The sequence below is a fragment of the Qipengyuania sp. SS22 genome, assembly GCF_025736935.1.
Classification (GTDB): domain Bacteria; phylum Pseudomonadota; class Alphaproteobacteria; order Sphingomonadales; family Sphingomonadaceae; genus Qipengyuania.
In genome coordinates, this window is the sequence record NZ_CP107048.1 from 2,050,934 (window position 1) to 2,075,577 (window position 24,644).

The following is a 24,644-nucleotide window of genomic DNA, read 5'->3' on the forward strand; positions in this document are numbered from 1 at the left end:
TCGAATCGAGAGGAGATATCATGGACGAATTCGATGTCATCGTAATCGGTGGCGGCAGCGCGGGGAGCGCTGTTTCCGGTCGGCTGGCTGAGGCCGGCAAGAGCGTGTGCCTGCTCGAGGCCGGCCCGCGCAACGACACAATGCTGGTCAAGACACCCGGGCTCATGCCGTTCCTGCGCGCACGCTCGAACTATCGCTTCGAGACCGTCCCGCAAAAAGGGCTGAACGGAAGGACCGGTTACCAGCCGCGCGGACGCGGTCTCGGCGGTTCCTCGGCGATCAACGCCATGATCTATATTCGCGGCAATCGCTGGGATTATGACCAGTGGGCCGAGCTTGGCTGCACCGGCTGGAGCCATGACGACGTGCTGCCCTACTTCAAACGCGCCGAACATAATGTGCGTGGCGCCGACGATTGCCATGGGGCAAGCGGTCCGCTGTGGGTGTCCGACCAGAAATGGCCCAACCCGGGCAGCGTCGCCTTCGTCGAGGCCGCCGCGCAGCTGCAGTTGCCGCGCAATGCCGACTTCAATGGCGCGCAGCAGGAAGGCTTCGGACTTTACCAGGTGACGCAGAAGGACGGCGAGCGCTGGTCCGCGGCGCGCGCCTATGTCGAGCCCAAGCGCGGGTCGAAGAACCTCGATGTGCGGATCGGTGTCAGCGTCCAGCGGCTCGAGATTACGGATGGCCGGGTGACCGGCGTGACCTATACCGTCGGCGATCAGGAACGCAGCATCAGGGCGCGCGGCGCGGTGGTGCTGTCAGCGGGTGCGTTCAACTCGCCGCAGATCCTGATGCTTTCGGGCATCGGACCTGCAGCGCATCTAAGGGAGCATGGGATCGACGTTGCGGTCGACCGGCCCGCGGTGGGCAGCGACCTGCAGGACCACATCGACTATGTGTCGAGCTGGCAGACCGAGAGCAAGGATCTGGTCGGCGACAGCCTCGCCGGCACCGTCCGGATGGTCAAGGCGATCATCGAGCACCGCCGCAAGCGCACCGGGATCATGACCACCCCCTATGCCGAGGCGGGCGGATTCTGGACCGTCATGCCCGACGCGCCCGCACCCGATATCCAGTGGCACTTCGTCCCCGCCATGCTCGAGGATCACGGCCGGACGAAGGTGAAGGGGCACGGTTTCTCGCTCCATGCCTGCGTGCTGCGGCCCGAAAGCCGCGGCACGGTGCGGCTCGACGGGCGCGATGCGCGGCTTGCCCCGCGGATCGATCCCAACTTCCTCGACGACGAGCGCGATATCGCGACCTTGCGTGCAGGCGTGCGCCTGTCGCACCGCATCGCTGCTTCGCCGAGCCTGGCGAAATACGACCCGCAGGATCGCTATCCGATCGATCTCGAAGACGACGCCCAGCTCGATGCGCTGATCCGCAACCGCGCCGACACCGTCTATCACCCGGTCGGCACCTGCCGGATGGGCGGGGACAAGGATGCCGTGGTCGATCCGACGCTCAAGGCGAACGGGATCGACGGCCTTTATGTCGCCGATGCCAGCGTCATGCCGCGACTGGTCTCGGGCAATACCAATGCGCCGAGCATCATGATCGGCGAGCGGTGCGCAGACTTCGTCAAGGACGCGCTCGCCGCCTGAACGGCAAAGCGGCCCCGGCGCTTCACCGCCGCAGCCTTACATACATCGCCAAAAGAAAGAGGGGCCGGAGAATAAATCTCCGGCCCTTTAAGGTCGGTGTTCGCAGGAGGAACACGGTAAGGCGAGGACGTTCGAGGAGAGGAAAGAGGCGCCCCCGCCAATTCGGTAGTCAGTTGGCCCGGGCGAATTCCGGATAGGCTTCGATCCCGGTTTCGCCGAGGTCGAGGCCTGCCATTTCTTCTTCTTCGCTGGGACGCACGCCGATCGTCGACTTGAGTGCGAACCAGACGATGCCCGAGGTCACGCAGACGAACACGCCGGTCGCAACCACACCGGTCAGCTGCGCCACGAAGGGCACGCCGGTGTTGGTCAGCGGCACGGCGAGCGTGCCCCAGATACCGGCCACGAGGTGGACCGGGATTGCGCCAACGACATCGTCGATTTTCAGCTTGTCGAGCAGCGGGACGAAGATCACGGGCAGTGCGCCGCCGATCCCGCCGATGATGATCGCCATGCCGACATTGGGCGTGAGCGGTTCGGCGGTGATGGCGACGAGCCCGGCCAGCGCGCCGTTGAGCGCCATGGTGGTGTCCGCTTTGCCGTAGCGCAGCTGCGTCAGGATGATCGCCACGACCACACCGGCCGCAGCGGCCATGTTGGTGTTGACGAAGATCTTCGACACGTCGGAGACATCGCCGATCGTGCCCATGGCAAGCTGCGAAGCACCGTTGAAGCCGAACCAGCCGAGCCACAGGATGAAGGTCCCCAGCGTTGCGAGCGGGATGCTCGAACCCGGGAAGACCGTCACGCCCTTGTCGGTATAGCGGCCCAGACGCGGCCCGATGATCAGCGCACCCATCAGAGCAGCCCAACCACCGGTCGAGTGGACCAGCGTCGAACCGGCAAAGTCGGAGAAGCCCATCGCATCGAGCCAGCCAGCGCCCCATTCCCAGCTGACGATGACCGGATAGATGAAGCCGGTCAGCAGCGTGACGAAGATGAAGAACGGCACGATCTTGATCCGCTCGGCCACGGTGCCCGAAACGATCGAGGCGGTGGTGGCGCAGAAGACCATCTGGAAGAACCAGTCGGACGCGATCGAATAGCCGGTGTCGGTATCGGCTTCACCCACGCCCTGCATCCAATAGGGGAAATCGGCGATGCCGAAGAAGCCCCCTTCGAAACCGGGATAGGCAATCGAATAGCCGATCACCCAGAACATCAGGCCCGCGATCGAATAGAGGCCGATATTCTTGAGACACTGCACCGAAACGTTCTTGGAACGCACGAGGCCGGCTTCGAGCATGGCGAAGCCGGCGGCCATCCACATGACGAGGAAGCCGCCGATCAGGAACAGCAGCGTGTTGAAGATGTAAGCGGTGCCTCCGGAAACCGCGCCGGCGGCTTCGAGCGCCTCGGCGCTGACGGCGTCCTGCGCGAAGGCAGGTTCGGAAAGAAGCAACCCGGCCACGGCCAGGGGTGCTGCATGGAGAAATTTACTAGTCATTTGCGGAAGCCCCCTCAAAGCGCGGTGTCGCCGGTCTCGCCGGTGCGAATGCGCGTCGCGCTGGCGAGATCGAATACGAAGATCTTGCCGTCGCCGATGGCCTCGGTGCTGGCGGTTTGCTGGATCGTCTCGACTACCTGACCGGCGAGGTCGTCGGCAGCGGCGATCTCGAGCTTCACCTTAGGCAGCATGTTGGTCGAGTATTCGGCGCCACGATAGATTTCGGTCTGGCCCTTCTGGCGGCCGAAGCCCTTGACCTCGGTAACGGTCATTCCGGCCACTCCGATGCCGCCGAGCGCTTCACGCACTTCGTCGAGCTTGAATGGCTTGATGACAGCGATGATGAATTTCACGCCTTCACCCCCTGTATGATCCACCGGCCAAGCACCGGCAGTCACACAAGCAGCAATGTGCGTGCCAAACGGGATTTCGGTAAGAAAAGAGCGCGGAAGCGTGCGACACGCTTCAATTATTGCCTGTGAATTAAGCTCGTGCCTATATTTTAATCAGGTCGAGCGTTGCCATGACGGGCAAATGGTCCGACGCCACTGCCGACAGGCCAGTGTGATGCACCCCGGTATCGACCAAGTCCCAATGCCTGCTCGCCACGATACGGTCGAGCGTCGCCACCGGCTGGCGGCTGGGGTAGCTGCGACCAGGGGTGATGATGCGCCACCCATCGGTAAATTCGCGCATCGCCCCGGTGCTGCGGCCCCATTGGTTGAAATCACCCATGATGACGGTGGGCAGGTCGCCGGCGCATTCATCGACAAAGGTGAGCAGCGAACGGATCTGGTCGCGGCGGCGCAGGCCCGAAAGATCGAGATGCGTGCCGATGACACGCAGGCGCTGGCCCTCGATCATGAACTCGCCGCAGGCGGCACCACGCGGCTCAAGCGTGGGCAGGTCGAGCGCCTCGCCCGAGACAACCTCTAGATCGCGCCGCACCAGCAGCGCATTGCCGTGCCAGCCGATGCTGCGCGGGCGTTTGGCTACCTCGATCACCCGCCAGCGAGTGTCATCGATCTCGGCGCGCGGGAGCACGCTCGCGCGTTCGCCGATCCGCCGGTCGGCCTCCTGCAGCGCAATGATGTCCGCATCGATCTCGTGCAGGACCGACAGGATGCGCTCAGGATCGCGCTTGCGATCGAGCCCGACGCCCTTGTGAATGTTGTAGCTGGCGAAGGTAAGCTGCACGCGGGGCTAATCGCCTTCGAAATAACGGTTGGTCGGTCGGGTCGGAAGACCATCGATGCTGGCGGTGCGTCCCTGCGTCTTGGCAACCCACTCATCGGGATCGGACTGGCCATGCGCTTTCTTGAGCGTGTGCCGCTCCTCGCGGTAATCCATGAAGGGCACACCCCAGCCGCAACTCGTCTGCACGCTCTCGACCGCGATGTCGAAGATCTGCCGCGTGCCTGGCATCAAATCGAATTGGCTGGCAAGTTCGTCCCAGTCCGCATCTTGCGGGAGGACGGGTCGGCCCCGCCCATAGATCCGCAGGATCAGGGCAGGCCGGTCGAAATTGCAGAACATCACCGTGATGCGCCCGTCGGCCGCGAGGTGGGCATGCGTCTCGTTGCCCGAACCGCCAAGATCGAGATAGGCGACGCGGGCCGGCGATATCACGCGGAAGGCATCATACCCCTTGGGACTGAGGTTGATGCGCGCATCTTCGGCGGCGGTGGCGACGAAAAAGACCGGCTGCTTGCCGATCATGGCAATATGTTTGTCATCCAGCCGATCGAAGAATTCAGCCACTACAGAAAGTCCCTCAGCGTAGCCATAAAGCGGTCGAACTGGTCGTGATGAAGCCAGTGGCCCGCATTCTCGAACTCGATCACTTCCGCATTGGCAAAATGGTCGAGCCGTCCGTCGCCTTCGGGATTGGAAGCCCAGCTGTCTGCGCCATACAGCAGCAGCGTCGGCGCGCTGATGGCCGCCCAGGTCTGGAAAAGGAATTCATCGGCCACATCCTCGACCGCCCAGACATTGAGATGCGGGTCGAACTTCCAGCTATAGGTGCCGTCTTCGTTGCGGTTGACCCCGTGGACCGTCAGGTGACGCGCCTGTTCCTCGGTCAGATAGCTGTTCTCTTCGATCATCCGCGCGAAGGCGGCTTCGATGCTGTCGTATTTGCGCGGGCTGCGGCCCGAGGCGGCACGTTTCTTGCCGATCCATTCGTTGAGGCGCTGCGGATAGGGATCGGTGCGCATTTCCGCCTGCCGCTTAGGGCTTGGTCCCAGCCCTTCGATGGCGACGATCTTGGTGACCATTTCGGGGAAGGTCCCGGCATAGCGCAGCGAGACATTGCCGCCCATCGAATGGCTGACAATCGTCACCGGGCCGACACCCAATTGATGGATCAGCTGGGCAAGGTCGTAAACCATGTCGTTCGACGAGTAATTGCCATCGCTGACCCAGTCGGAATCGCCATGGCCGCGGTGATCGAGCGCGACCACATGCCAGTCGTCGCGCAATTGCTCGGCCACCCAGTCCCAGCTGCGCGCATGGTCACGTCCGCCATGCACCAGCACCAGCGGCGGTTTCCCGCGATTGCCCCAGTCGAGATAATGGAGGCGCAAGCGCTGCGAGATGAAGGTCTGCGAAGTGGGTCCGGCGTGAAGCGTCATGCGATTTCCATGCCGCGTCCCCGCCGTGCTCGCAAGCCTACCGCTCCTTCGTGGCCGAGAAGATGAGATCGGGGTTCTTTTCCTGCTGGTAGTTCACGTCCCAGGGGCTCTTCGCCATGAACACCAGATCGCCGTCGCGATCCTTGGCCAGTGTCGACAGGTTGAATTTCTCAAACTCTGCCAGCGCCTTCGCATCCCCTTGGATCCAGCGTGCAGTGGCGAAGGGCGAGGCTTCGAGTTTGGCCTCGACCTTGTACTCGGCCGACAGGCGACTGATCAGCACTTCGAGCTGGAGCTGGCCGACCACGCCGATGATCCACTGGCCGCCAAGCTCGGGATAGAACACCTGGATGACGCCCTCTTCGGAGAGGTCATCGAGCGCCTTGCGCAATTGCTTGGTCTTGGTCGGATCGACCAGCGCCACGCGGCGCAGGATTTCGGGCGCGAAGTTGGGCAGGCCGGTGAAGCGGATCACATTCTTTTCGGACAGCGTATCGCCTACCCGCAGTGTACCGTGGTTGGGAATGCCAATGATGTCGCCCGGTTCGGCAGTGTCGGCCACCTCGCGGTCCTGCGCAAAGAACAGGATCGGCGAATGGATCGCGACCGGTTTGCCCAGCCCGCTCGGCGTCAGCTTCATCCCGCGTTTGAAGGTCCCCGACACCTGCCGCATGAAGGCGATCCGGTCACGGTGGTTGGGGTCCATGTTCGCCTGGACCTTGAAGATGAAGCCGGTCACCTCGTCGCGGGTGGGCGGAATCTGCTCCTCGCCCGCGGGCTGCGGGCGCGGCGGCGGGGCGTATTGCGCAATTGCCTCGATCAGTTCGGTGACGCCGAAATTTTTCAAGGCCGAGCCGAAATAGACCGGGGTCAGATCGCCATTGCGATAGGCCTCGAGGTCGAATTCGGGATAGCCGATCTGCGCCAGCTCGATATTCTCGGCGAAGCGTTCGGGGATTTCCGCATCGCAATCACGCGTGCCCTTGAATTCCTTGCTCGGCCCCTCGGGCCGCGCGACGCAGCCGCTGGCGAAATCGAGCACGCCTTCGAACTCGCCGCCCATGCCGACGGGATAGGCCTGCGGGCTGACATCGAGCGCGAGCATGTCCGCGATCTCGTCAAGCAGCTCGAACACCGGTCGGCCCTCGCGGTCGACCTTGTTGACGAAGGTGATGATCGGCACGCTGCGCAGGCGGCAGACCTCGAACAGTTTGCGCGTCTGCGGCTCGATCCCCTTGGCCGCATCGATCACCATGATGGCGCTGTCGACCGCGGTCAGCGTGCGATAGGTGTCTTCGGAGAAGTCTTCGTGGCCCGGCGTGTCGAGCAGGTTGAAGGTAATGCCCTCGCGCTCGAAGGTCATCACGCTCGAGGTGACCGAGATGCCGCGCTGCTGCTCGATCTTCATCCAGTCAGACCGCGCGCGCCGCGCCTGTCCGCGCGCCTTGACCTCGCCCGCCAAATGGATCGCCCCGCCGGTCAGCAACAGCTTCTCGGTGAGCGTGGTCTTGCCCGCATCAGGGTGCGAAATGATCGCGAAGGTACGGCGGTTCGACATTTCAACTTTCCTCGTCATTCCCGCGCGGGCGGGAATCCAGATAACATATTAACGGGCGGAAAGGTCGGCTGGACCCCCGCCTTCGCGGGGATGTCGGTCAGTGGTGCTCTCTGGCCACCCGAAAACCAGCAAAGTCCTGGTTCACCGGCATCGGTTCGAGCCGGTTGATGTTGAGATGCGGCGGCAGTTCGGCGACCCATTTGATCATGTCGGCGATATCCTGCCCGGTCATCGGGTTCGCGCCGCGGTAGAGATCGTCGCTGGCATCCTGGCTGCCGGTGCGCACCAGCGTGAACTCGGTTTCGACCATGCCCGGTTCGATGCTCGTCACGCGCACCCCGGTGCCGTGCAGGTCGGCCCGCAGCGCGAGCGTGAAGTGGTTCGCGAAGGCCTTGGAGCCAGCATAGACGTTGCCGCCCGGATAGACATAATTGCCCGCCACCGAGCCGATCGCGATGATCGCGCCCTTGCGCTCAATCAGCGTCGGCAGGAGCTGGCGGGTGAGCACCACCATCGCCGTGACATTGGTGTCGATCATCGCCTGCCAGTCATCGAGACTGGCTTCCTGTGCGGGCGAAAGACCCCGCGCCAGACCGGCATTGTTGACCAGCAGGTCGATACCCGCAAAACCATCCGGCAGCGCGGCAATAGCAGCGTCCATCGCCTCGGCATCGCGCACATCGAAAACCGCGGCATGGACCTTGTCCGCGCCCAGCTCGTCCACCAGCGCGTCGAGCCGTTCCTTGCGGCGTCCGGTCGCAATGCAGCGCCAGCCGCTTGCGACCAGTGTGCGGACGGTGGCCTCGCCAATGCCAGCAGTGGCTCCGGTAACGAAAGCAGTCTTGGTCATCCGCGTAGCTCCGCACCCTGTTTGCCAGCCGCGGCGACGACCTTGTCGGCGATCGCCTTGATCTCGGCATCGGTGAAGCTCTTCTCACCCGGCTGGAGCACCACTTCCACCGCGACCGACTTGCGGCCCTCGGGCACGCCCTGGCCTGCGAACACGTCGAACACCCGCGCCCCGACGATGGCCTGCTTGTCCGCACCCCTGACCGCGCGGACGAGATCGTTTGCGGCAAGGTCTGCTGGGACGAGGAAGGCGAAATCGCGCGTGACCGCCTGCAGCGCCGGCGGCGCATAAGGGGTACGGGCAAAGCTGCCGCCGCCCTTCTTCGCGGGGATGGCGTGGAGGAAAATCTCGACCGCCATCACCGGGCCGTCGATATCGAAAGTCCTGAGCGTCTTGGGATGCAGCGCGCCAAAGCGGGCGAGCACGTTCTTGGGGCCGAGCCGCAAGGTGCCCGACTGGCCGGGGTGGAACTGGTCGCCCGCTTCACCCATCACCATGAGGTTGTCGACCGGCGCGCCGGCGGCGGCGAGCAATGCTTCGGCCTCGGCCTTGGCGTCATACGCGTCGAACTGCGTCGCCTTGCCTTGTGCCCAGCCGCGCGGCGTCTTGTCGCCCGCGAGCACCACGCCCAGCGTCGGCTTTTCGTCGCTCGCGCCATCCTTGCCGCGGAAGTACCGCCGCCCGAGTTCGAACAGGCGCGAACCATCCGCGCCGCGATCGGCATTGCGCTTGGCAGCAGTGAGCAGACCAGGGATCAACGAGGGGCGCATCGCCTTCATGTCTTCGCTGATCGGATTGTCGAGCACCCATAGCGCGGCGCCATCGGCGAAATGCTCGGCTTCGGCGGTGGGAAGGAAGGACCAGGTCACCGCTTCATTGAGCCCGCGCCCGGCAGCCGCCCGGCGCAGTTTGCGCTCAAGCTGCTGCTGCGGGGACGCGGTCGCCTTCGCCACGCCTTCGGCCCGCGGAAGCGCGACGCTGGCGACATGATCGAGCCCGTGGATGCGAACCACTTCCTCGACCAGATCCGCCGCCCCTTCGATATCGTGGCGGCGCGGCGGGCAGGTGACCTGCCAGTCGGCACCAACCGTGAAATCGAGCGCTTCGAGAATGCGGCGCTGTTCGTCCTGCGCCACATCGACGCCGCCCAGACGCGCAGTCAGCGCGGGCTCGAAGGCGACGATTTTCGCTTCGGCGGGCGGCTCGCCCACGCGCAGCACTTCGCTCGGCTGGCCGCCGCAGGTCTGCACGATCAGATCGGTCAGCAGGGCCAGGCCATCGTCGAGAAAAGCCGGGTCGACGCCGCGTTCGAAGCGCGTGCGCGCATCGGAGGCAAGGCCGAGCTTACGCCCGGTCACGCCGATACGCTCGGGATCGAAATAGGCGATCTCGAGCAGGACATCCACGGTGTCATCGGCTGCGCCCGAATGCGCGCCGCCCATGATGCCGCCGATATCGTGCACGCCGGTATCGTCCGCGATCACGGTCATCGTGTCGTCGAGCGTGTAGGTCTTCTCGTTCAGCGCCTCGACGCTCTCGCCATCGGCAGCGCGCCGCGCAACCATTGCGCCGGTCAGCTTGGCAAGGTCATAGACATGCGCCGGGCGGCCGGTCGCAAACATCAGATAATTGGTGCAATCGACCAGCGCGCTGATCGGGCGCTGGCCCGCAGCCTTGAGACGGCGCTGCATCCATTCGGGCGACGGGCGATTGGCCACGCCCTTGATCACGCGCGCGTAATACGCCGGACACGCATCGCTATCCTCGATACGGATCTCGATCGGGCATGAACCCGTGCCAGCGATGTCGGGGACCACGGCCGGCTGGAACGTGCCGAGGCCAGTGGCCGCGAGATCGCGCGCGAGCCCCATCACGCCCATGCAATCGGGGCGGTCGGGCGTAATCGCGACATCGAACACGGGCGAGGCATCGCTATAGTCGGCAAAGCTCGTTCCGACCGGCGCATCCTTGGGCAATTCAATGATACCGTCGTGCTCGTCGCCGAGCTCAAGCTCGCGCACCGAACACATCATGCCATTCGATTCGACCCCGCGGATCGCGCTCTTGCGCAGCTCCATGCCATTGGCCGGCACCACCGCACCGGGCAGACCGAGCACGCCTTTCATGCCCGCGCGGGCATTGGGCGCGCCGCAGACCACCTGCAGCGGATCGCCTTCGCCGGTATCGACGCTCAGCACCTGCAGCTTATCGGCATCGGGATGCTTGGCGGCAGTGAGCACCTTGGCAACGCGGAAACCGGCGAGCCGGTCCGCCGGGTCCTCGATCCCTTCGACCTCATGGCCGATCCGGTTGAGCGCCGCTGCAATCTCCGTCACCGTCGCATCGGTATCGAGGAAATCTCGGAGCCATTCGAGCGAGAACTTCATGCCTTCGCTCCCACGCCTGCGGAAAGGGTCGGCTGGTCGAACGGGCTGAAGCCGTAATGATCGAGCCAGCGGCCGTCGCCGTCGAAGAAGGCGCGCAAATCATCCATCCCGTACTTGAGCATGGCGAGGCGGTCGACGCCCACGCCGAAAGCGAAGCCCTGCCACTCGTCCGCATCGAGCCCGGCAAACTCGAGCACGCGGCGATTGACCATTCCCGAGCCGAGCAGTTCCATCCAGCCATGGCCCGGCGCATCGCCGTCACCGCCCAGAACGCGGCGGCCCTTCACATCCTGCCAGCCGACATCCACTTCGACCGACGGCTCGGTGAAGGGGAAGTAGGAGGGGCGCAGGCGCAGCACGATATCGTCGCGTTCGAAGAAGGCCTTGAGAAAGGTCTCCAGCGTCCATTTGAGATGACCCAGATGGATATCGCGATCGATCACCAGACCTTCGACCTGGTGGAACATCGGCGTGTGCGTCGCATCGCTGTCGCTGCGATAGACGCGGCCCGGGGCGATGATCCGGATCGGCGCGCCCCCTGAATTCTTCGCCACCACATCGACCATCGAGCGGATCTGCACCGGCGAGGTATGCGTGCGCAGCAGCATGCGGTGCCCGTCGCTATCGCGGTCGGGGAAATAGAACGTGTCGTGCATGGCCCGCGCGGGATGCGTTTCAGCCATGTTGAGCGCGGTGAAATTGTGCCAGTCGTCCTCGATCTCGGGACCGGTCGCGACCGAGAAACCGAGGTCGGCGAAGATCTCCGCCAGTTCATCCATTACCTGGCTGACCGGGTGGACCGAACCCTTGGGCGTCGCCGGTGCGGGCAGCGTGAGATCGAGGCCTTCGGTAGCGAGGCGCGCTTCGAGTTCCGCATCCTCAAGCACCGCCTTGCGCGCGGCGATCGCATCGGCGGCCGCGCTGCGCAGACCGTTGAGCAGCGGACCTTGCACCTGCCGGTCTTCTGGCGACATCTTGCCGAGCGTTTTCATCAAGCCCGAGATCGACCCCTGCTTGCCAAGGAATTCGATCCGCAGCGCTTCGAGCGCGGCAGCATCGGGAGCATTTTCGATCCGCGTCAGCGCATCGGTCTTGAGTTGGTCGAGGTCGGTCATCATGTCTGCTTGGAATTATCGGGACTCTGTGCTCCGCGCCCCTAGCCCGATGTGGCGCAATGCTAAAGCCCCAGTTCGAACTCGCCGCCAGTCTCGTGCCTAATCGCGCGCCGGCTGGTGCAGGACCTGCATCGCCTGCCCTGCCACCGCCATGCGCCCATGCGCGGCGGCGATCAGCACGGGATGCGGGCGCTTGGCATAGGCACTTGGCGACATGGTCATGAACCGCTTGAAGTCGCGCACGAAGTGGGCTTGGTCGTGATAGTGGGTGTCGAGCGTGTCGATCCATCTGAGCGAAGGATCGAGCATGAATTTGGCGAGACTGCGCATGAAGCGCTGGCGGCGCAGGAGCAGCTGCGGGGCAAAGCCGAACACGCGGCTGGAAAACCGCTCCATCGTCCGCGTGCTCATGCCGAGCTCCTCGGCCAGTTCGGCCACGGTGCCGAAGCGCGGATCGACCAGCGCCTCCTCGACCCGCAGGATATCCTTCTCGCGCGCGACGGGCCGCGCCAGAAGCCGCTTCAGCTCGCGTAACAACGCAGTCTTTTCGGTGGCCAGATCGCCGCTGTCGGCGGGCACACAGGCACCGAGCGGTTGCAGGCGGGCGAATGCTGGATCAGCGGTAATATCGGCATAGTCGTCGGCATACATGCTGGCAGGTGCGGCGGTCAGGCGCGCCCAGCCCAATGGCAGCAAACCGATCCCCCACGAGCGACCGTTGCAGGAGCGGAAATGGGTCGCGACGCTGGTCGGGCCGACGACCACCGCGCGGGGTATCCGCTGGAGCGGCTTGCCCCCGATCCCGGCGGCGACGGTTCGGTCGGGAATGATCCTCAGATTGGCCCATTCAGGATGCAGCCAATCTTCGATCGGCTGCGGATCGGCACCGGAAATCTCCATGTGATAAAGCGTCGAGACGAACGGGCGCAGGCTCGGGGGCGGCAGGAAGAACCGCAGAGCCACGCCAGCCTGGGCATGCCCCGTGCTCATGGGCGCCCTGCCCTGTCGGCATCCGGCTCCTCAATCATGAAGATCATCGAACCCCTCGCTGCATAGTCGATAGCCACGCTGGCCTCCGTCAGTCCGGTGTGTCGAGCGTTTGCGCGGGCGATCCCCAGATGCGCTTGCGCTCGGCCATGAAGGCACCCAGCACGGGATGCGGCTGAGCGGCGAATTCGCTGGGCGTGCAGCGCATGAAAGCGTGGAACTCGTGTACGAAATGCGACTGGTCGTGATAATGGCGGTCGATCACGGCGGACCAGTTGGACCGTGGTTCGAGCATGAAGGCAGCCAGGCTGCGCATCAGCCGTTGGCGGCGCAGCAACAGGCGCGGCGAGAACCCGAAATGACGCGCGCAAATCCGTTCGAGCGTGCGCTTGGACATCCCGCTGCGCTGCGCGAACTCCTCGACCAGCAAGAGCTGCGGATCGACCATCACCCCATGGATCTTCTGGATCCGCCGCTGTTCACGCGGCGGGCCCGCCAGCTGGCGGAAGAACTCGGTCAGGAAGCCGAACTGTTCTTCGTCCGAATAGTCGCGGGTGCATAGCTTTTCGCACAAGGGCGCGAACCGATCGAAAATCGGCGACTGCTCGCCATCGACGATGGTGTTGCTGTGATCACCGGCGGGGGTCCCGATGAAGCGCGCCCAGCCCAGCGGAAACAGGCCGATGCCCCACATGCGCGTGCGCCCGATGGTGAAATGCGTCGGACAGGAACTTGGCCCCGTCGCCTGGAAGCGCGCACCGCTGACGCGCGGCCCGTCGGGAAACTCCGCCGTGGGTGGATTGTCGGAGAAGAAGCGCAGATTGGCCCATTCGGGCTGCAACCAGTCCTCGAGCGTCTCGCCCGCAGGCAGGTTCACCTCGAGCCGGTAGAAGGTTGTAAAGCAGGGGGCCAGATCGGCAGGCGGCGCAAAGAAACGCACATCGATACTGTCCAAACCGGTCAACCGCGCCCTCCGACTTGCGAACCCGGATAATAGCCAGTTGTCGGTCGGCGACAAGTTTCGCCCATGCAAAAAGGGCGCCCCTTGCGGAGCGCCCTCTGAAAGTTCCTGGAAAAACAGGAGCTTAGGCCGGAAGCGCCTTTTTGGCCTGATCGATGATCGACTTGAAAGCAGCCGATTCATTCATCGCCAGATCGGCCATGACTTTTCGATCGAGCTCGATGCCGGCAAGCTTGGTGCCGTGCATGAACTGCGAATAGGTCAGGCCTTCGGCGCGGACCGCAGCGTTAATGCGCTGGATCCACAGGGCGCGGAAGTTGCGCTTTTTGACCTTGCGGTCGCGATAGGCGTACTGGCCGGCCTTTTCGACGGCCTGACGAGCGACGCGGATCGTGTTCTTGCGACGGCCGCGATAGCCCTTCGCCTGATCCAATAGCCGCTTGTGCTTCTGGCGCGTGGTGACGCCGCGTTTAATGCGAGGCATTTCGTATTCTCCTTAATTCGCGCTCAGTCGAGGCCGTAGGGCGCCCACTTTTTCACTGTTCTGCTGTCGGCATCCGACAGGACAGTGGTTCCGCGGTTCTGGCGAATATACTTCGCATTATGGCTCATCAGGCGGTGGCGCTTGCCGGCGACACCATGCTTGACCTTGCCGGTTGCGGTGATCTTGAAGCGTTTCTTCACACCGCTCTTGGTCTTAAGCTTGGGCATTTTCATCTCCTTGACAGAGACACGTCCAACCAGCCCTGGCAGCCCTTACGGCCAGACCGGCAGATGAATCACGTGTCGGTGAAGGGCGCGCTGATAGCGATTCTGCCTACAAATGCAAGTCAGAAGTGGGTCAGATACCCGCCGTCGACCGCCAGCGTATGCCCGGTGATGTAACTGGCTTCGGGCGAAGCAAGGAAAGCGACCGCCCCGGCGATCTCGTCGGGTTCGCCCCAGCGGCCGAGCGAGGTGCGCCGGGCGAGGTGTTGGGCGATACCCGGATCGGCCGCCATTTCCCCATTCGCCTCGGTGGCGAAATAACCCGGGGCAACCGCATTGACCGTAATCCCGGAGCTCCCGAGTTCGGCGGCCAGTGCGCGGGTCAGCGCGGCCAGCCCGCCCTTGCTCGCGGTATAGAGCACATCGCCGCGCGCGATATCGGCGGCGATCGAGGTGATGTTGACGATCCGCCCGTATTTGCGCGCCTGCATCAGCGGCACCGCGCGTCGCGCGAGATCGAAGGGCGCGACGAGATTGGTCGCCAGCATCGCCGCCATATCGTCACGCTGCAGCTGGTCCAGCGGCCGCCGGTCGCGCTGCCCGACATTGTTGACGAGAATATCGAGGCCGTCCTCGGCAAGGCGCGCAAAGGCTGCGGCAGTCGCCTGATCGTCGCCGATATCGAAGGGGAGCGCCCGCGCGCGCGAACCGATCCGGTCGGCAGCGTTGTCGAGCGCCTCGGCATCGCGTCCGTTGAGCCATACGATAGCGCCCCGCTCGGCCAGCCGCTGCGCGATCTCGAAACCGAGCCCGCGCGCCGCGCCGGTTACCAGCGCAATGCGTCCTGCAAGTGATCCCTCCGCGGTCATGTCAGTGCTCGTAGATCATCTTCGCGGTCATGCCACCGTCGATATTGAGATGCTGGCCCGTCACGAAGCCCGCCTCGTGGAGATAGGCGATCGCTTCGGCGATATCCTCGGGGCGCCCGATACGGCCGACCGGGTGCTGGTCGCGATCCTTGGTACGGTGATCGGGATCGCTGCGCCTGTCTTTCTTCTGCCATGGCCCGGTTTCGATCCAGCCGGGCCGGATCGCGTTCGCGCGGATCGTCGGGCCGAGCGAAACCGCCAGCGAATGTGTCAGCGCATCGAGCCCGCCCTTCGCCGCGGCATAAGCAAATGTATCGGGCTCGCTCATGACCGCACGGGTCGAGGAGATATTGGCGATGCTCGCGCTGGCACTACGCCGGAGGAATGGCAGCGCGGCGCGGCTCACAAGAAATGCGGCGGTCAAGCTGGCATCGATCCACGCCTGCCAGTCCGCCAGAGCGAGGTCTTCGAGCGATCCCGCATAGGGATCGGCGATCCCGGCATTGTTGACAAGACAATCTAGCGCCGCCTCGCCCAGCCACGCGGCGACGCGCTCAAAGGCCTCACCGACTTCGCCTTCACGCCCGACGTCGCAAGTGAGGAACAGCGCATTTTCGCGCGGTAGCGCATCGCGCAATTCGGCCAGCGCCGCGGCATCCTTGTCCAGCCCGATCACGCGCCAGCCGAGACCGTGGAAATGCATGGTGATTGCACGCCCGATCCCATTGCCCGCGCCGGTTGTCAAAATGGTCTGCATGGCAGGGGAAACGGGTGCGCGGGCGATCAGTGCCCGTGCGTGGAAATCGTCGAACCGCCCATGGCCTCGAGCACATCCTCGAGCCGCGCGGCATCGCCCAGCGCGATCACGCGCCCGTCGCTGCCCGCGTCGAGCGGGTTGCCCTGCCAGTCGCTCATCACGCCGCCCGCGCCTTCGACCACCGGGACGAGTGCCGCGAAATCATACAGCTTGAGGCCAGCCTCGACCACGATATCGACATGACCCGAGGCGACGAGCCCGTAATTGTAGCAATCGCCGCCATAAATGATCTTGCGCTCGGCCACCGCCTTGGCGACGCCCATGAAAGCTTCGACATCGTCACCGGAGAACTGGTGCGGCGTGGTGGTGCCGAGGACCGCGTCGGATAGCTCCTTGCAGCCCACCGCGCGCACCGGGCTGCCGTTGAAGGTGGTGCCCTCACCGATCCGCCCGACCCAGCGTTCACGCGCGATCGGCTGGTCGATCACGCCCAGCACCGGCCAGCCGTCCTGCATCAGCGCGATCAGCGTGCCGAAAATGGGGCGGCCGGCGATGAAGCTGGTGGTGCCGTCGATCGGATCGAGCACCCATTGCCGCCCAGCGCCTTCGTTGCGCGTGCCGTATTCCTCGCCAATGATGCCGTCATCGGCGCGCTCGCCCTCGAGGATCGCGCGCATTGCGGCTTCGGCGGCGCGGTCGGCCTCGGTGACGAAAGTGCGATCACTCTTCTGTTCCTGCGACCATTCGCCGCGGAACAGCGGACGGATCGCTTCGCCCGCCGCATCGGCAAGACGATTGGCAAGCGCGAGATCGGCAGCGGTCGCCATGTTCAGTCGAACAACGAGCTGACCGAGCTTTCGTCGGCAATGCGGCGCACCGCCTCGCCGATCAGCGGGGCGATGGTAAGGATACGGATGCGGTCGGAATCCTTGGCATCGTCGGTCGGGCGGATCGAATCGGTGATCACCAGTTCCTTGAGCGCCGAGCCATCGACCCGCGCCACCGCTCCGCCCGAAAGCACGCCATGGGTGATGTAAGCCGCGACCGAAGCCGCACCCTGGTCGAGCAGCGCCTGCGCGGCGTTGCACAGCGTTCCGCCCGAATCGACGATATCGTCGATCAGGATGCAATGCCGGCCCGAGACTTCGCCGATGATATTCATCACTTCGCTTTCACCGGGACGGTCACGGCGCTTGTCGACGATGGCCAGCGGGGCGTTGTCGAGCCGCTTGGCCAGGGCCCGCGCACGAACCACGCCGCCGACGTCGGGGCTGACCACCATCAGATCCTGGTCGCCATACCGCGCCTGGATATCCGCTGCCATGACAGGCGCAGCGAAGAGGTTGTCGGTCGGGATATCGAAGAAGCCCTGGATCTGCCCGGCGTGGAGATCGACCGCGAGTACGCGATCAGCGCCCGCCTTGGTGATGAGGTCGGCTACCAGCTTGGCCGAGATCGGCGTACGCGGGCCCGGTTTCCGGTCCTGGCGGGCATAGCCGAAATACGGCACCACTGCGGTGATCCGCCGCGCCGATGCACGCTTGAGCGCATCGATGCAGATCAGCAGTTCCATGAGATTGTCGTTGGCGGGATAGCTGGTCGACTGGACGACGAAGACATCCTCGCCGCGCACGTTCTCGTGGATCTCGACGAAAATTTCCTCGTCGGCGAAGCGCCGCACCTGCGCATCGACAAGCGGCATTTCGAGGTAACCTGCGATGGCCCGCGCGAGCGGCAGGTTCGAGTTGGCGGCCATGATCTTCATGCGGAGAATCCCCGGGCAAACTGGATGTGCGCCCCGCCTAGCCGAGCGTCACGGATATGCAACATCGGACGGGCGCGTTTCCCCGCCCCGACATGCCTAGTCTCCGCGGTGCTCACCCTTGATCCAGCGAACCGTGCCGCTGCTGGAGCGCATGACCACGCTTTCGGTCGTCATCCGCCCGTCGCGCAGGTATTTCACCCCGTCGAGCAAGGACCCTTCCGTGACCCCGGTCGCGGCGAAGATACAGTCGCCCTTCACCAGATCGTCGCGGGTGTAGATCCGGTCGAGATCGTCGATTCCCCATTTGGCGGCGCGGCCCCGCTCGTCATCGTTGCGGAACACGAGGCGGCCGTTGAACTGCCCACCGACGCAGCGCAGCGCCGCAGCAGCCAGCACGCCTTCGGGGGCGCCACCCTGCCCCATATACATGTCGATCGTGGTGTCTTCGTCGGTCACTGCGATCACACCAGCGACATCGCCATCGCCGATCAGCACGACACCGCAGCCCAGCCCGCGCAGTTCGGCGATCAGGTCCGAATGCCGCGGACGATCGAGCACGCAGACGATGATATCGGCGGGCGCGACACCCTTGGCCTTGGCGACCGCCTCGACATTCTCGGTCGGGGTCTTGGCGAGGTCGATGACGCCATCGGGATATCCCGGACCGACCGCCAGCTTGTCCATATAGACGTCGGGCGCGTTGAGCAGGCAGCCCTCGGCCGCAGCGGCCAGCACGGCCAGCGCATTGGGGCCTGCCTTGGCGGTGATGGTCGTGCCCTCGAGCGGGTCGAGCGCGATATCGATCTTGGGACCCTTGCCCGGGGCGCCGCCGACCTTCTCGCCGATATATAGCATCGGCGCCTCGTCGCGTTCGCCCTCGCCGATGACCACGGTGCCATCCATATACAGCGTATCGAAGGCCTTGCGCATGGCTTCGACTGCAGCGGCATCGGCCGCTTTTTCGTCGCCGCGACCAATCAGCTTCGAGGCGGCGACCGCCGCGGCTTCGGTCACGCGGACCATTTCAAGTACGAGGACGCGGTCGATCGGGTTTTCGGCGAGCGAGTTCATAGTCGGTTCAGTCCCTCGTGTGTTTGGCGCATGACACGGGGCCACGCGAACATTCCATCGTGCGGCGGATAGACAGGGAGCCTGACATTGTCGAGACGCTGGTGGGTGGCCTGCGCGGCAATGGCGGTAGCCGGTGCCCCATTTCCGGGCATGGCGCAAGATGCCGATGGCCCGCCCGAGCAGATCGATATCCTCATTCCGCAGGACGATTACGATCGCCCGCTGGAGGATTGCAGCGACGACCAGGAAGCCGCGCTCATCTCGGGCGAGATCATCGTCTGCCGGCGGCGACGCGACCAGCGCGAATTTGCCTATGACGCCGAGCGCGCCGAGCAGAGATACGCTGAGGAGACGATGGACAAGGGCGATCCGCGCGCGCCCGATTTTGGCGAATCCTGTAAAAAGAACCCCGAGAAAGGGCCCTGCATCGGGTTCGGAAGCGTGCCTCCGCCTGCGTATATCGTAGATTTTTCCGCACTGCCCGAAACGCCGCCGGGATCGGATGCGGATCGGATCGGGCGGGGCCTCGCGCCGCTCGGCAATACGGCCGCGACGTCGCCTCCGCCAAGCAAGGCCGAACTCGGCCTGCCGCCTGCCCCTGCCGACGACAACGGCGAGGACATCAGTCCTTCAGGATCGGCATCACCAGCGGCGGAGCCGTCAGGCTAGGCGACCCGTCGAGCAGCTCGAGCGCCTTGGTCACACAGCGCTCGGGTCCTTCATGCGTAACCATCGCCACCAGCACCTCTCCGCCTGCATGGTCGCGCCCGCGCTGGATGAGGCTTTCGATCGAAACCTCGGCATCGCGCATCGCGGCAGTGATCTCGGCCAGCACACCGGGGCGGTCGTTAACGGTAAAGCGGATGTAATCGCGGCCCACCCGGTTGCCCGCATCTGCAGGTTCGAAGGGTTCCAGCTCCTCCACCGGCACGGAAAACGGCGCGCCGAGATCGCCGCGCGCAATATCGATCAGGTCGGCCACGACGGCGCTGGCGGTCGGCCCCGCGCCCGCGCCTGCGCCCTGGAACAGCAGCCGCCCGGAGAAATTGCCTTCGGCAACGACTGCATTGGTCGGCCCGGTGACTGCCGCCAGCGGATGGCCGCGCGCCACGAGGCAGGGCCGGACACGCTGGAGCAACCGTTTTGTACCATCGCTCTCGTCGAGCGATGCAATGCCGACGAGGCGAATGACATAGTCCAGCGCGCCGGCCTGGATGATATCGGCCGCGCGCACCTCGCGGATGCCCGTCGCCGCGACAGCGCCGAAATCGACCCGTGCACCAAAGCCGATCGCCGCGAGGATGGCGAGCTTGTGCGCCGCATCGATGCCGTCAATATCGAAGGTCGGATCGGCTTCGGCATAGCCCTTGTCCTGTGCTGCCTGGAGCATCTCGCCAAAATCGGCGCCCGTGCGCTCCATTTCGGAGAGGATGTAATTGCAGGTTCCGTTGAGAATGCCGTAGATGCGCTCGATCCGGTTGGCCGCCGCGCCTTCGCGCAGTCCCTTGACCACGGGGATACCGCCCGCAACTGCCGCCTCGAACTTGAGCGAGGCACCGCGCAAGGCCGCCTGTTCGGCCAGCGCAAGGCCGTGATGCGCAATCATCGCCTTATTGGCAGTGACGAACCCCTTGCCAGCATCGAGCGCCGCGCGCGCCAGCGTAAGTGCCGGACCATCGGACCCGCCGACCAGTTCGAGCACGACATCGACATCGGCCCGCTGCGCCATCGCCTGCATATCGTCGACCCATGCATAGGGCGTGAGATCGACCCCGCGATCGCGCGCACGGTCGCGCGCATTCACCGCGACGATCTCGAGCGCGCGACCAGCGCGGCCTTCGATCAGCGAGCGGTTGGTTTCGAGCAGCTCGATCACGCCGGTGCCGACGGTGCCGAGCCCGGCGAGGGCAATGCGAAGAGGTTCAGCCATGACAGCCGCCTAGCGCAGCCATCCCCTTGGTTGGAACCAGTTTGTCTTGGCCGAGGTGAAGCGGGGCCTTTATTCGCGTGTGCGGGTGCAGGGCCCGAGCGCCTCGCGCACCAGCGCATAGTCCGCCGTGGCGAGCGCCCGCGCCCGCGGATCGCGCGACAGATTGGCATTCGCGGGCAGCGTGGCGGGGAGCGAGCAGGCCAAGCGGTACCAGGCGAGCGTATTACGCTGCGGGGCGCGCGCCGACTGGTCGACGATTTCGGTCCAGGACACACCCCAGCGCGGCGTCTGCCCGGGACGCCGGACGATCGTCACCGAGACCGGCCCGTCATCGGCTGTGTCGAGGAAAAGCTGGGTTTCCGATTCGCCGACCAGCGTGCCTTCGACCGCCAGCGCATCGCGGATACCGGTCACGCGCGGCGGAGCATCGGCGGCAAGCAATTCGGAAAGCACCGGGCGCAGCCGCGCTTCGAACTGTTCGCTATAGGGGAACTGCGCCTGCGGATCGACCAGCTGCAGCTGGTCCGGGCGTCCCGATACAGGCCGAGCGAACAGGATCACTTCCTGCTTCTTGAGTTTGGGCGCCTTGCCCTTCGCATCGAGCGGCACGTCGACTAGGTAGCGCAGCGCTTCTCCGACGGGGGCATTGCCCGCGATGAGCGCAGTGGTGCGCGCCTCGACATAGAGTCGTACGTAGCCGGGCGCGAGCCCGGGGGACCGCTCGCGCTCGACCGTCGCCTGCTGGCGGATCTGCGCGCGCAGGACCAGGGGCGCACTTTCGGCAAGATCGACGATGTCGGCATAGGTCATGGCCGGGGGTCTGACCGCCTCCTGCGCCATGGCCGCGGCCGGAGCGCATATAAGCGCGGCGCTGAGGAGCAGGAGCTTCGCGGGATGGCGTTGGGTCGACATGCGAGGTGATTCTTTTTGCTGAGAAAATCGAGAGGCCCGAATCGGTGAACTCACGGGCATTGTCTACGGTTCCTCGCCCTAGGTCACTGAATCCGCGCTTAACCGATAAAGGGTTTGCGGTGGCAGGGCATCGTAGCTAAAGGGTCGAGCCGGACCCGAGCGCATGACACAATATTGCTTGGGGAGAGGTATCCGGGTTCTTATCGAGAACTTTGGTTTACCTTCGTCGCTTGGACTTTTGAATAAAGCCAAGGGGCGCGACTGCGTTAATGATGCCCCATGTCACGCCAGCCTGGCGGGTCGCAAAATGGGCATCCAGATACCCCGGATTTTCCGGGGTGACCGATGGAGTGATGCAACCGAATGGCTTATGCTGACCAACAGATGAGCGGCAATCGCGTTGTCGCGATCATCATTGTTGCCCTCATCCATATTGCTCTCGGCTATGCTCTCATCACCGGCCTCGCATATGATGCGGTCCAGCAGGTGGTCGAGCGCGTGACGACGATCGATATCGATGAACCCCCGCCGCCTGAAGAAGAGCCGCCGCCGCCGCCGGAGAACGTGCCCGACACGCCGCCGCCGCCGGTAGCACCGCCGCCGCCGATCAATATCGCACCGGCGCCGCCGCCAATTCGGACGCAAACGACGATCCCGCCGCCGGCACCGCCGCGGTTGGTCATCCCGCCGCCCGCACCGCCCGCTCCGCCGCCGCCGCCTTCGCAGGCGCGTGGTGCCACGGCCAAGGGTCAGAACGGTTGGGCACGCCGGATTCAGAGCAATTATCCCCGCCGCGCAGAACGCGAAGGCATCGAAGGCAACGTCGGCGTGACCATCACCGTCGGAACCAACGGTCGCGTAGCTTCCTGCCGGGTAAGCAATTCCAGCGGATCGAGCGATCTCGATGCGGCGGCTTGCGACGGGATGACACGCTATGCGCGGTACGATCCGGCCCTGGATGCCGCAGGCAATCCAATCCAGGACACCGTTTCGACCACCATCGTTTATCGGCTCAATTAAACTCATCCCTGCTTAGGGGTCGGCTGGCCCGGCAGGGAACGACGCATCAAAAGGACTACTCGTTATGACCTTCGAACTTCTTGCTGCTGCCGGTGAAGCGGCTCCGCAGAACTCCTTCGGCTTCATCGAAGCCATGGAACAGGGCGGCATCATTGCCTGGTCGATCCTGGCCGTGCTGGTGATCATGTCGGTCGGCTCGTTCTACATCCTGTTCACCAAGCTGTTCGAACAGCGCAAGGTGCTGGCCCAGTACAAGGCCGTTCGCACCCAGTTCTGGAAGACCAACTCGCTCCGTGACGGTGCTACCAAGCTCGAAAAGAACAGCGCCTGGCGCCAGCTCGTCGACGATGCGATCCTCGCTGAAGACCAGCACGCCAAGATGACCGACAAGCTCGAAGCGCATGACTGGATGCACGGTTCGCTGCAGCGTTCGGAAGACACCATCAACTCGAAGCTTGCGGGCGGCCTGTCGTTCCTCGCAACGGTCGGTGCAACCGCACCCTTCGTCGGCCTGCTCGGAACGGTTATCGGTATCTACCGCGCCCTGATCAACATCGGCATCGCCGGTTCGGCTTCGATCGACAAGGTCGCCGGTCCCGTCGGTGAAGCACTGATCATGACCGCCATCGGCCTGCTGGTCGCGGTTCCGGCCGTGTTCGCCTACAACTGGCTCCAGGGCCGCAACAAGCGGATCTCCGAGCTGCTGCACGCATTCTCGACCGACCTGCTGGCGAACATCAACTCGAACGGCGTCGTCAAGCCGACCTTCATGACTGCGACGACCGCTTCGACTGCTCGTACCGCCACGGCTGCCAAGCCGGCTGCGGCGACCACCACGGTCAAGAAGTAATCGATCGGATACGGGGGCGGCGCGCAGCCGTCCCCGCACCCACCGCATCGAACCCAAGAATTTCGAACGTTAGGAACTGAACCATGGCGATTTCGACAGGAGGTGGCGGCGATACGCCCATGTCGGACATCAACACCACGCCGCTCGTGGACGTGATGCTGGTGCTTCTGATCATCTTCCTCATCGCGGTTCCGGTCGCGATCCAGACCATCGAGAAGCTGGAAATCCCGGTCTTTGAATCGGTCGAATCCAAGGACAAGGTCGAGAACCTTCTCCTGACCGTCAGCACCACCGACGATAACGGTGTGAGCGCCGGCGAGCCGGGCTTTGCAGGTGCATCGCGCAGCGGTGAATGCCGCGTCTATTTCGGCAATGTAGCGCCGGTGAGTTCGGAAGAGCTGTACGACCAGGCTTTCGAACGCCTCGATGCCATCGTGCAGCGTGCAGGCGGACCGGACGCGATCATGGAGGATCCGGAGAAGATCCCGCAGGTTCACATCCGCGGCGACGTCAATGCGCCGTGGTCGTGTGTGGCCGGTGCGATCTACAACGTCCAGGCGGCGGGCTATCCCACCGTTGGCTTCATCTCGAACCCGGTCGACCCCAACGGTTGATCGCGCGGTTCGGCAAAGCAATTAGGGAGTAACCCACTATGGCAATGTCAGGCGGCTCAGATGATGGCGCGCCGATGATGGAAATGAACATGACGCCGTTGATCGACGTCCTGCTCGTTCTCCTCATCATGTTCATCATCACCATCCCGGTCGCGACCCACTCGGTTGATATCGACCTTCCGGCCCCCTCCGAAACCCCGCCCGACGTCATCGTCGAGCCGGAGAAGAACAAGCTGGTTCTCACGGTCAACAACGAGATCCTGTGGAACGGCAATGCGATCGACATGGGCCAGCTGCGCACGCTGCTCGAGGAATCGAAGGCGATCAGTCCGGAACCCGAACTCCAGTTCGAACCGGAGGCGCAGGCCAGCTACGATCTCGCAGCCAAGGTCCTGCAGCTGATCAAGGCCAGCGGCGTGACCAAGTTCGGCTTCGTCGGCAACGAACGGTATCGGACTTTCGGCAAGGCCGGCTAATCGCGGCAACGCCAACACAAGCACACGGGAAAGGGGCGGAGCGATCCGCCCCTTTCTTTTTGTCTGC

General features: G+C 64.3%; 26 protein-coding genes. 6 read left to right on the top strand and 20 right to left on the bottom strand.

Annotated elements, in window-relative coordinates; genetic code table 11:
• Positions 1 to 20 precede the first annotated feature (20 nt).
• Entirely contained in the window at positions 21 to 1,607 is a 1,587-nt protein-coding gene (locus tag N6L26_RS10225) for a GMC family oxidoreductase (RefSeq protein WP_263605475.1), read from the top strand.
• Positions 1,608 to 1,776: 169 nt separating this feature from the next.
• Here the strand turns inward: N6L26_RS10225 and N6L26_RS10230 are convergent, their stop codons facing one another.
• From N6L26_RS10230 to glpX, 18 genes are all read right to left on the bottom strand, one after another.
• On the bottom strand, positions 1,777 to 3,114 hold the full coding sequence (locus N6L26_RS10230) for an ammonium transporter (RefSeq protein ID WP_263605476.1): 1,338 nt from the start codon (positions 3,112 to 3,114) through the stop codon (positions 1,777 to 1,779).
• A gap of 14 nt (positions 3,115 to 3,128) precedes the next feature.
• On the bottom strand, positions 3,129 to 3,467 hold the full coding sequence (locus N6L26_RS10235) for a P-II family nitrogen regulator (RefSeq protein ID WP_263605477.1): 339 nt from the start codon (positions 3,465 to 3,467) through the stop codon (positions 3,129 to 3,131).
• Between the two features lie 142 nt (positions 3,468 to 3,609).
• Positions 3,610 to 4,311, bottom strand: a complete 702-nt coding sequence (locus N6L26_RS10240) for an endonuclease/exonuclease/phosphatase family protein (RefSeq protein WP_263605478.1) — start codon at positions 4,309 to 4,311, stop codon at positions 3,610 to 3,612.
• A 6-nt stretch (positions 4,312 to 4,317) separates the two neighbouring features.
• Positions 4,318 to 4,875, bottom strand: coding sequence for a pyridoxamine 5'-phosphate oxidase family protein (locus N6L26_RS10245; protein WP_263605479.1), 558 nt, complete (start codon positions 4,873 to 4,875; stop codon positions 4,318 to 4,320).
• Positions 4,875 to 5,747 (bottom strand): alpha/beta fold hydrolase, encoded by an 873-nt coding sequence (locus N6L26_RS10250; protein WP_263605480.1) that lies wholly within the window; start codon positions 5,745 to 5,747, stop codon positions 4,875 to 4,877. The genes N6L26_RS10245 and N6L26_RS10250 overlap by 1 nt, the downstream gene beginning before the upstream one ends.
• A 37-nt stretch (positions 5,748 to 5,784) precedes the next feature.
• Complete coding sequence (locus N6L26_RS10255) at positions 5,785 to 7,305, bottom strand: peptide chain release factor 3 (protein ID WP_263605481.1); 1,521 nt, start codon at positions 7,303 to 7,305, stop codon at positions 5,785 to 5,787.
• Positions 7,306 to 7,402: 97 nt separating this feature from the next.
• Entirely contained in the window at positions 7,403 to 8,155 is a 753-nt protein-coding gene (locus N6L26_RS10260) for an SDR family NAD(P)-dependent oxidoreductase (RefSeq protein ID WP_263605482.1), read from the bottom strand.
• Positions 8,152 to 10,542 carry a phenylalanine--tRNA ligase subunit beta gene (gene pheT / locus N6L26_RS10265; RefSeq protein ID WP_263605483.1) on the bottom strand — a complete coding sequence of 797 codons (2,391 nt, stop codon included), beginning with the start codon at positions 10,540 to 10,542 and terminating at the stop codon, positions 8,152 to 8,154. Before pheT ends, N6L26_RS10260 begins: the two co-directional genes overlap by 4 nt.
• Positions 10,539 to 11,657: a phenylalanine--tRNA ligase subunit alpha gene (gene pheS / locus N6L26_RS10270; protein WP_263605484.1), complete on the bottom strand. Its 1,119-nt coding sequence runs from the start codon at positions 11,655 to 11,657 to the stop codon at positions 10,539 to 10,541. Before pheS ends, pheT begins: the two co-directional genes overlap by 4 nt.
• 99 nt (positions 11,658 to 11,756) lie before the next feature.
• Positions 11,757 to 12,647 (bottom strand): helix-turn-helix domain-containing protein, encoded by an 891-nt coding sequence (locus tag N6L26_RS10275; RefSeq protein WP_263605485.1) that lies wholly within the window; start codon positions 12,645 to 12,647, stop codon positions 11,757 to 11,759.
• Positions 12,648 to 12,735: 88 nt separating this feature from the next.
• Positions 12,736 to 13,608: a helix-turn-helix domain-containing protein gene (locus N6L26_RS10280; protein WP_263605486.1), complete on the bottom strand. Its 873-nt coding sequence runs from the start codon at positions 13,606 to 13,608 to the stop codon at positions 12,736 to 12,738.
• A gap of 121 nt (positions 13,609 to 13,729) precedes the next feature.
• Positions 13,730 to 14,089 (bottom strand): 50S ribosomal protein L20, encoded by a 360-nt coding sequence (rplT, locus tag N6L26_RS10285; RefSeq protein WP_263605487.1) that lies wholly within the window; start codon positions 14,087 to 14,089, stop codon positions 13,730 to 13,732.
• A 23-nt stretch (positions 14,090 to 14,112) separates the two neighbouring features.
• Complete coding sequence (rpmI, locus tag N6L26_RS10290; RefSeq protein WP_253520667.1) at positions 14,113 to 14,316, bottom strand: 50S ribosomal protein L35; 204 nt, start codon at positions 14,314 to 14,316, stop codon at positions 14,113 to 14,115.
• A gap of 119 nt (positions 14,317 to 14,435) precedes the next feature.
• Entirely contained in the window at positions 14,436 to 15,182 is a 747-nt protein-coding gene (locus N6L26_RS10295; RefSeq protein ID WP_263605488.1) for an SDR family oxidoreductase, read from the bottom strand.
• A gap of 1 nt (position 15,183) precedes the next feature.
• Positions 15,184 to 15,927 carry an SDR family NAD(P)-dependent oxidoreductase gene (locus N6L26_RS10300; protein WP_318173601.1) on the bottom strand — a complete coding sequence of 248 codons (744 nt, stop codon included), beginning with the start codon at positions 15,925 to 15,927 and terminating at the stop codon, positions 15,184 to 15,186.
• Positions 15,928 to 15,965: 38 nt separating this feature from the next.
• On the bottom strand, positions 15,966 to 16,766 hold the full coding sequence (hisN, locus tag N6L26_RS10305) for a histidinol-phosphatase (RefSeq protein WP_263605490.1): 801 nt from the start codon (positions 16,764 to 16,766) through the stop codon (positions 15,966 to 15,968).
• Between the two features lie 2 nt (positions 16,767 to 16,768).
• Complete coding sequence (locus tag N6L26_RS10310; protein ID WP_253520676.1) at positions 16,769 to 17,704, bottom strand: ribose-phosphate pyrophosphokinase; 936 nt, start codon at positions 17,702 to 17,704, stop codon at positions 16,769 to 16,771.
• 96 nt (positions 17,705 to 17,800) lie between these two features.
• Positions 17,801 to 18,775 carry a class II fructose-bisphosphatase gene (glpX, locus tag N6L26_RS10315; protein WP_263605491.1) on the bottom strand — a complete coding sequence of 325 codons (975 nt, stop codon included), beginning with the start codon at positions 18,773 to 18,775 and terminating at the stop codon, positions 17,801 to 17,803.
• A gap of 87 nt (positions 18,776 to 18,862) precedes the next feature.
• Here glpX and N6L26_RS10320 point away from each other — a divergent pair, with 87 nt between their 5' ends.
• Positions 18,863 to 19,444 (top strand): hypothetical protein, encoded by a 582-nt coding sequence (locus N6L26_RS10320; protein ID WP_263605492.1) that lies wholly within the window; start codon positions 18,863 to 18,865, stop codon positions 19,442 to 19,444.
• Here the strand turns inward: N6L26_RS10320 and N6L26_RS10325 are convergent.
• Together N6L26_RS10325 and N6L26_RS10330 are read right to left on the bottom strand one after the other, a co-directional pair.
• A complete protein-coding gene (locus N6L26_RS10325; RefSeq protein ID WP_263605493.1) occupies positions 19,398 to 20,705 on the bottom strand; it encodes a homoserine dehydrogenase in 1,308 nt (435 codons plus the stop codon). The genes N6L26_RS10320 and N6L26_RS10325 overlap by 47 nt on opposite strands.
• A 69-nt stretch (positions 20,706 to 20,774) precedes the next feature.
• Positions 20,775 to 21,617 (bottom strand): hypothetical protein, encoded by an 843-nt coding sequence (locus N6L26_RS10330; RefSeq protein WP_263605494.1) that lies wholly within the window; start codon positions 21,615 to 21,617, stop codon positions 20,775 to 20,777.
• Positions 21,618 to 21,980: 363 nt separating this feature from the next.
• On the opposite strand from N6L26_RS10330, the gene N6L26_RS10335 reads away from it, so the two are divergent.
• The 4 genes from N6L26_RS10335 to N6L26_RS10350 all read left to right on the top strand — a co-directional run bounded on the left by N6L26_RS10335 (position 21,981) and on the right by N6L26_RS10350 (position 24,577).
• Positions 21,981 to 22,637 (top strand): energy transducer TonB, encoded by a 657-nt coding sequence (locus N6L26_RS10335; protein ID WP_263605495.1) that lies wholly within the window; start codon positions 21,981 to 21,983, stop codon positions 22,635 to 22,637.
• A gap of 64 nt (positions 22,638 to 22,701) precedes the next feature.
• The gene (locus N6L26_RS10340) at positions 22,702 to 23,487 is read left to right on the top strand and encodes a MotA/TolQ/ExbB proton channel family protein (RefSeq protein ID WP_263605496.1); all 786 of its coding nucleotides are present in this window, start codon (positions 22,702 to 22,704) and stop codon (positions 23,485 to 23,487) included.
• Positions 23,488 to 23,570: 83 nt separating this feature from the next.
• Complete coding sequence (locus tag N6L26_RS10345; protein WP_253520692.1) at positions 23,571 to 24,101, top strand: ExbD/TolR family protein; 531 nt, start codon at positions 23,571 to 23,573, stop codon at positions 24,099 to 24,101.
• Between the two features lie 38 nt (positions 24,102 to 24,139).
• Entirely contained in the window at positions 24,140 to 24,577 is a 438-nt protein-coding gene (locus N6L26_RS10350; RefSeq protein ID WP_263605497.1) for an ExbD/TolR family protein, read from the top strand.
• Positions 24,578 to 24,644 lie beyond the last annotated feature (67 nt).

Bases quoted from the DNA above. Each gene is read 5' to 3' on its own strand.
- N6L26_RS10340 (WP_263605496.1), top strand. From the start codon at position 22,702: ATGACCTTCGAACTTCTTGCTGCTGCCGGTGAAGCGGCTCCGCAGAAC.
- N6L26_RS10335 (WP_263605495.1), top strand. From the start codon at position 21,981: ATGGCTTATGCTGACCAACAGATGAGCGGCAATCGCGTTGTCGCGATC.
- pheT (WP_263605483.1), bottom strand. From the start codon at position 10,542: ATGAAGTTCTCGCTCGAATGGCTCCGAGATTTCCTCGATACCGATGCG.
- N6L26_RS10230 (WP_263605476.1), bottom strand. From the start codon at position 3,114: ATGACTAGTAAATTTCTCCATGCAGCACCCCTGGCCGTGGCCGGGTTG.
- N6L26_RS10345 (WP_253520692.1), top strand. From the start codon at position 23,571: ATGGCGATTTCGACAGGAGGTGGCGGCGATACGCCCATGTCGGACATC.
- N6L26_RS10255 (WP_263605481.1), bottom strand. From the start codon at position 7,305: ATGTCGAACCGCCGTACCTTCGCGATCATTTCGCACCCTGATGCGGGC.
- glpX (WP_263605491.1), bottom strand. From the start codon at position 18,775: ATGAACTCGCTCGCCGAAAACCCGATCGACCGCGTCCTCGTACTTGAA.
- N6L26_RS10350 (WP_263605497.1), top strand. From the start codon at position 24,140: ATGGCAATGTCAGGCGGCTCAGATGATGGCGCGCCGATGATGGAAATG.
- pheS (WP_263605484.1), bottom strand. From the start codon at position 11,657: ATGACCGACCTCGACCAACTCAAGACCGATGCGCTGACGCGGATCGAA.
- rplT (WP_263605487.1), bottom strand. From the start codon at position 14,089: ATGCCTCGCATTAAACGCGGCGTCACCACGCGCCAGAAGCACAAGCGG.
- N6L26_RS10330 (WP_263605494.1), bottom strand. From the start codon at position 21,617: ATGTCGACCCAACGCCATCCCGCGAAGCTCCTGCTCCTCAGCGCCGCG.
- N6L26_RS10310 (WP_253520676.1), bottom strand. From the start codon at position 17,704: ATGAAGATCATGGCCGCCAACTCGAACCTGCCGCTCGCGCGGGCCATC.
- hisN (WP_263605490.1), bottom strand. From the start codon at position 16,766: ATGGCGACCGCTGCCGATCTCGCGCTTGCCAATCGTCTTGCCGATGCG.
- N6L26_RS10325 (WP_263605493.1), bottom strand. From the start codon at position 20,705: ATGGCTGAACCTCTTCGCATTGCCCTCGCCGGGCTCGGCACCGTCGGC.
- N6L26_RS10250 (WP_263605480.1), bottom strand. From the start codon at position 5,747: ATGACGCTTCACGCCGGACCCACTTCGCAGACCTTCATCTCGCAGCGC.
- N6L26_RS10225 (WP_263605475.1), top strand. From the start codon at position 21: ATGGACGAATTCGATGTCATCGTAATCGGTGGCGGCAGCGCGGGGAGC.
- rpmI (WP_253520667.1), bottom strand. From the start codon at position 14,316: ATGCCCAAGCTTAAGACCAAGAGCGGTGTGAAGAAACGCTTCAAGATC.
- N6L26_RS10295 (WP_263605488.1), bottom strand. From the start codon at position 15,182: ATGACCGCGGAGGGATCACTTGCAGGACGCATTGCGCTGGTAACCGGC.
- N6L26_RS10275 (WP_263605485.1), bottom strand. From the start codon at position 12,647: ATGAGCACGGGGCATGCCCAGGCTGGCGTGGCTCTGCGGTTCTTCCTG.
- N6L26_RS10260 (WP_263605482.1), bottom strand. From the start codon at position 8,155: ATGACCAAGACTGCTTTCGTTACCGGAGCCACTGCTGGCATTGGCGAG.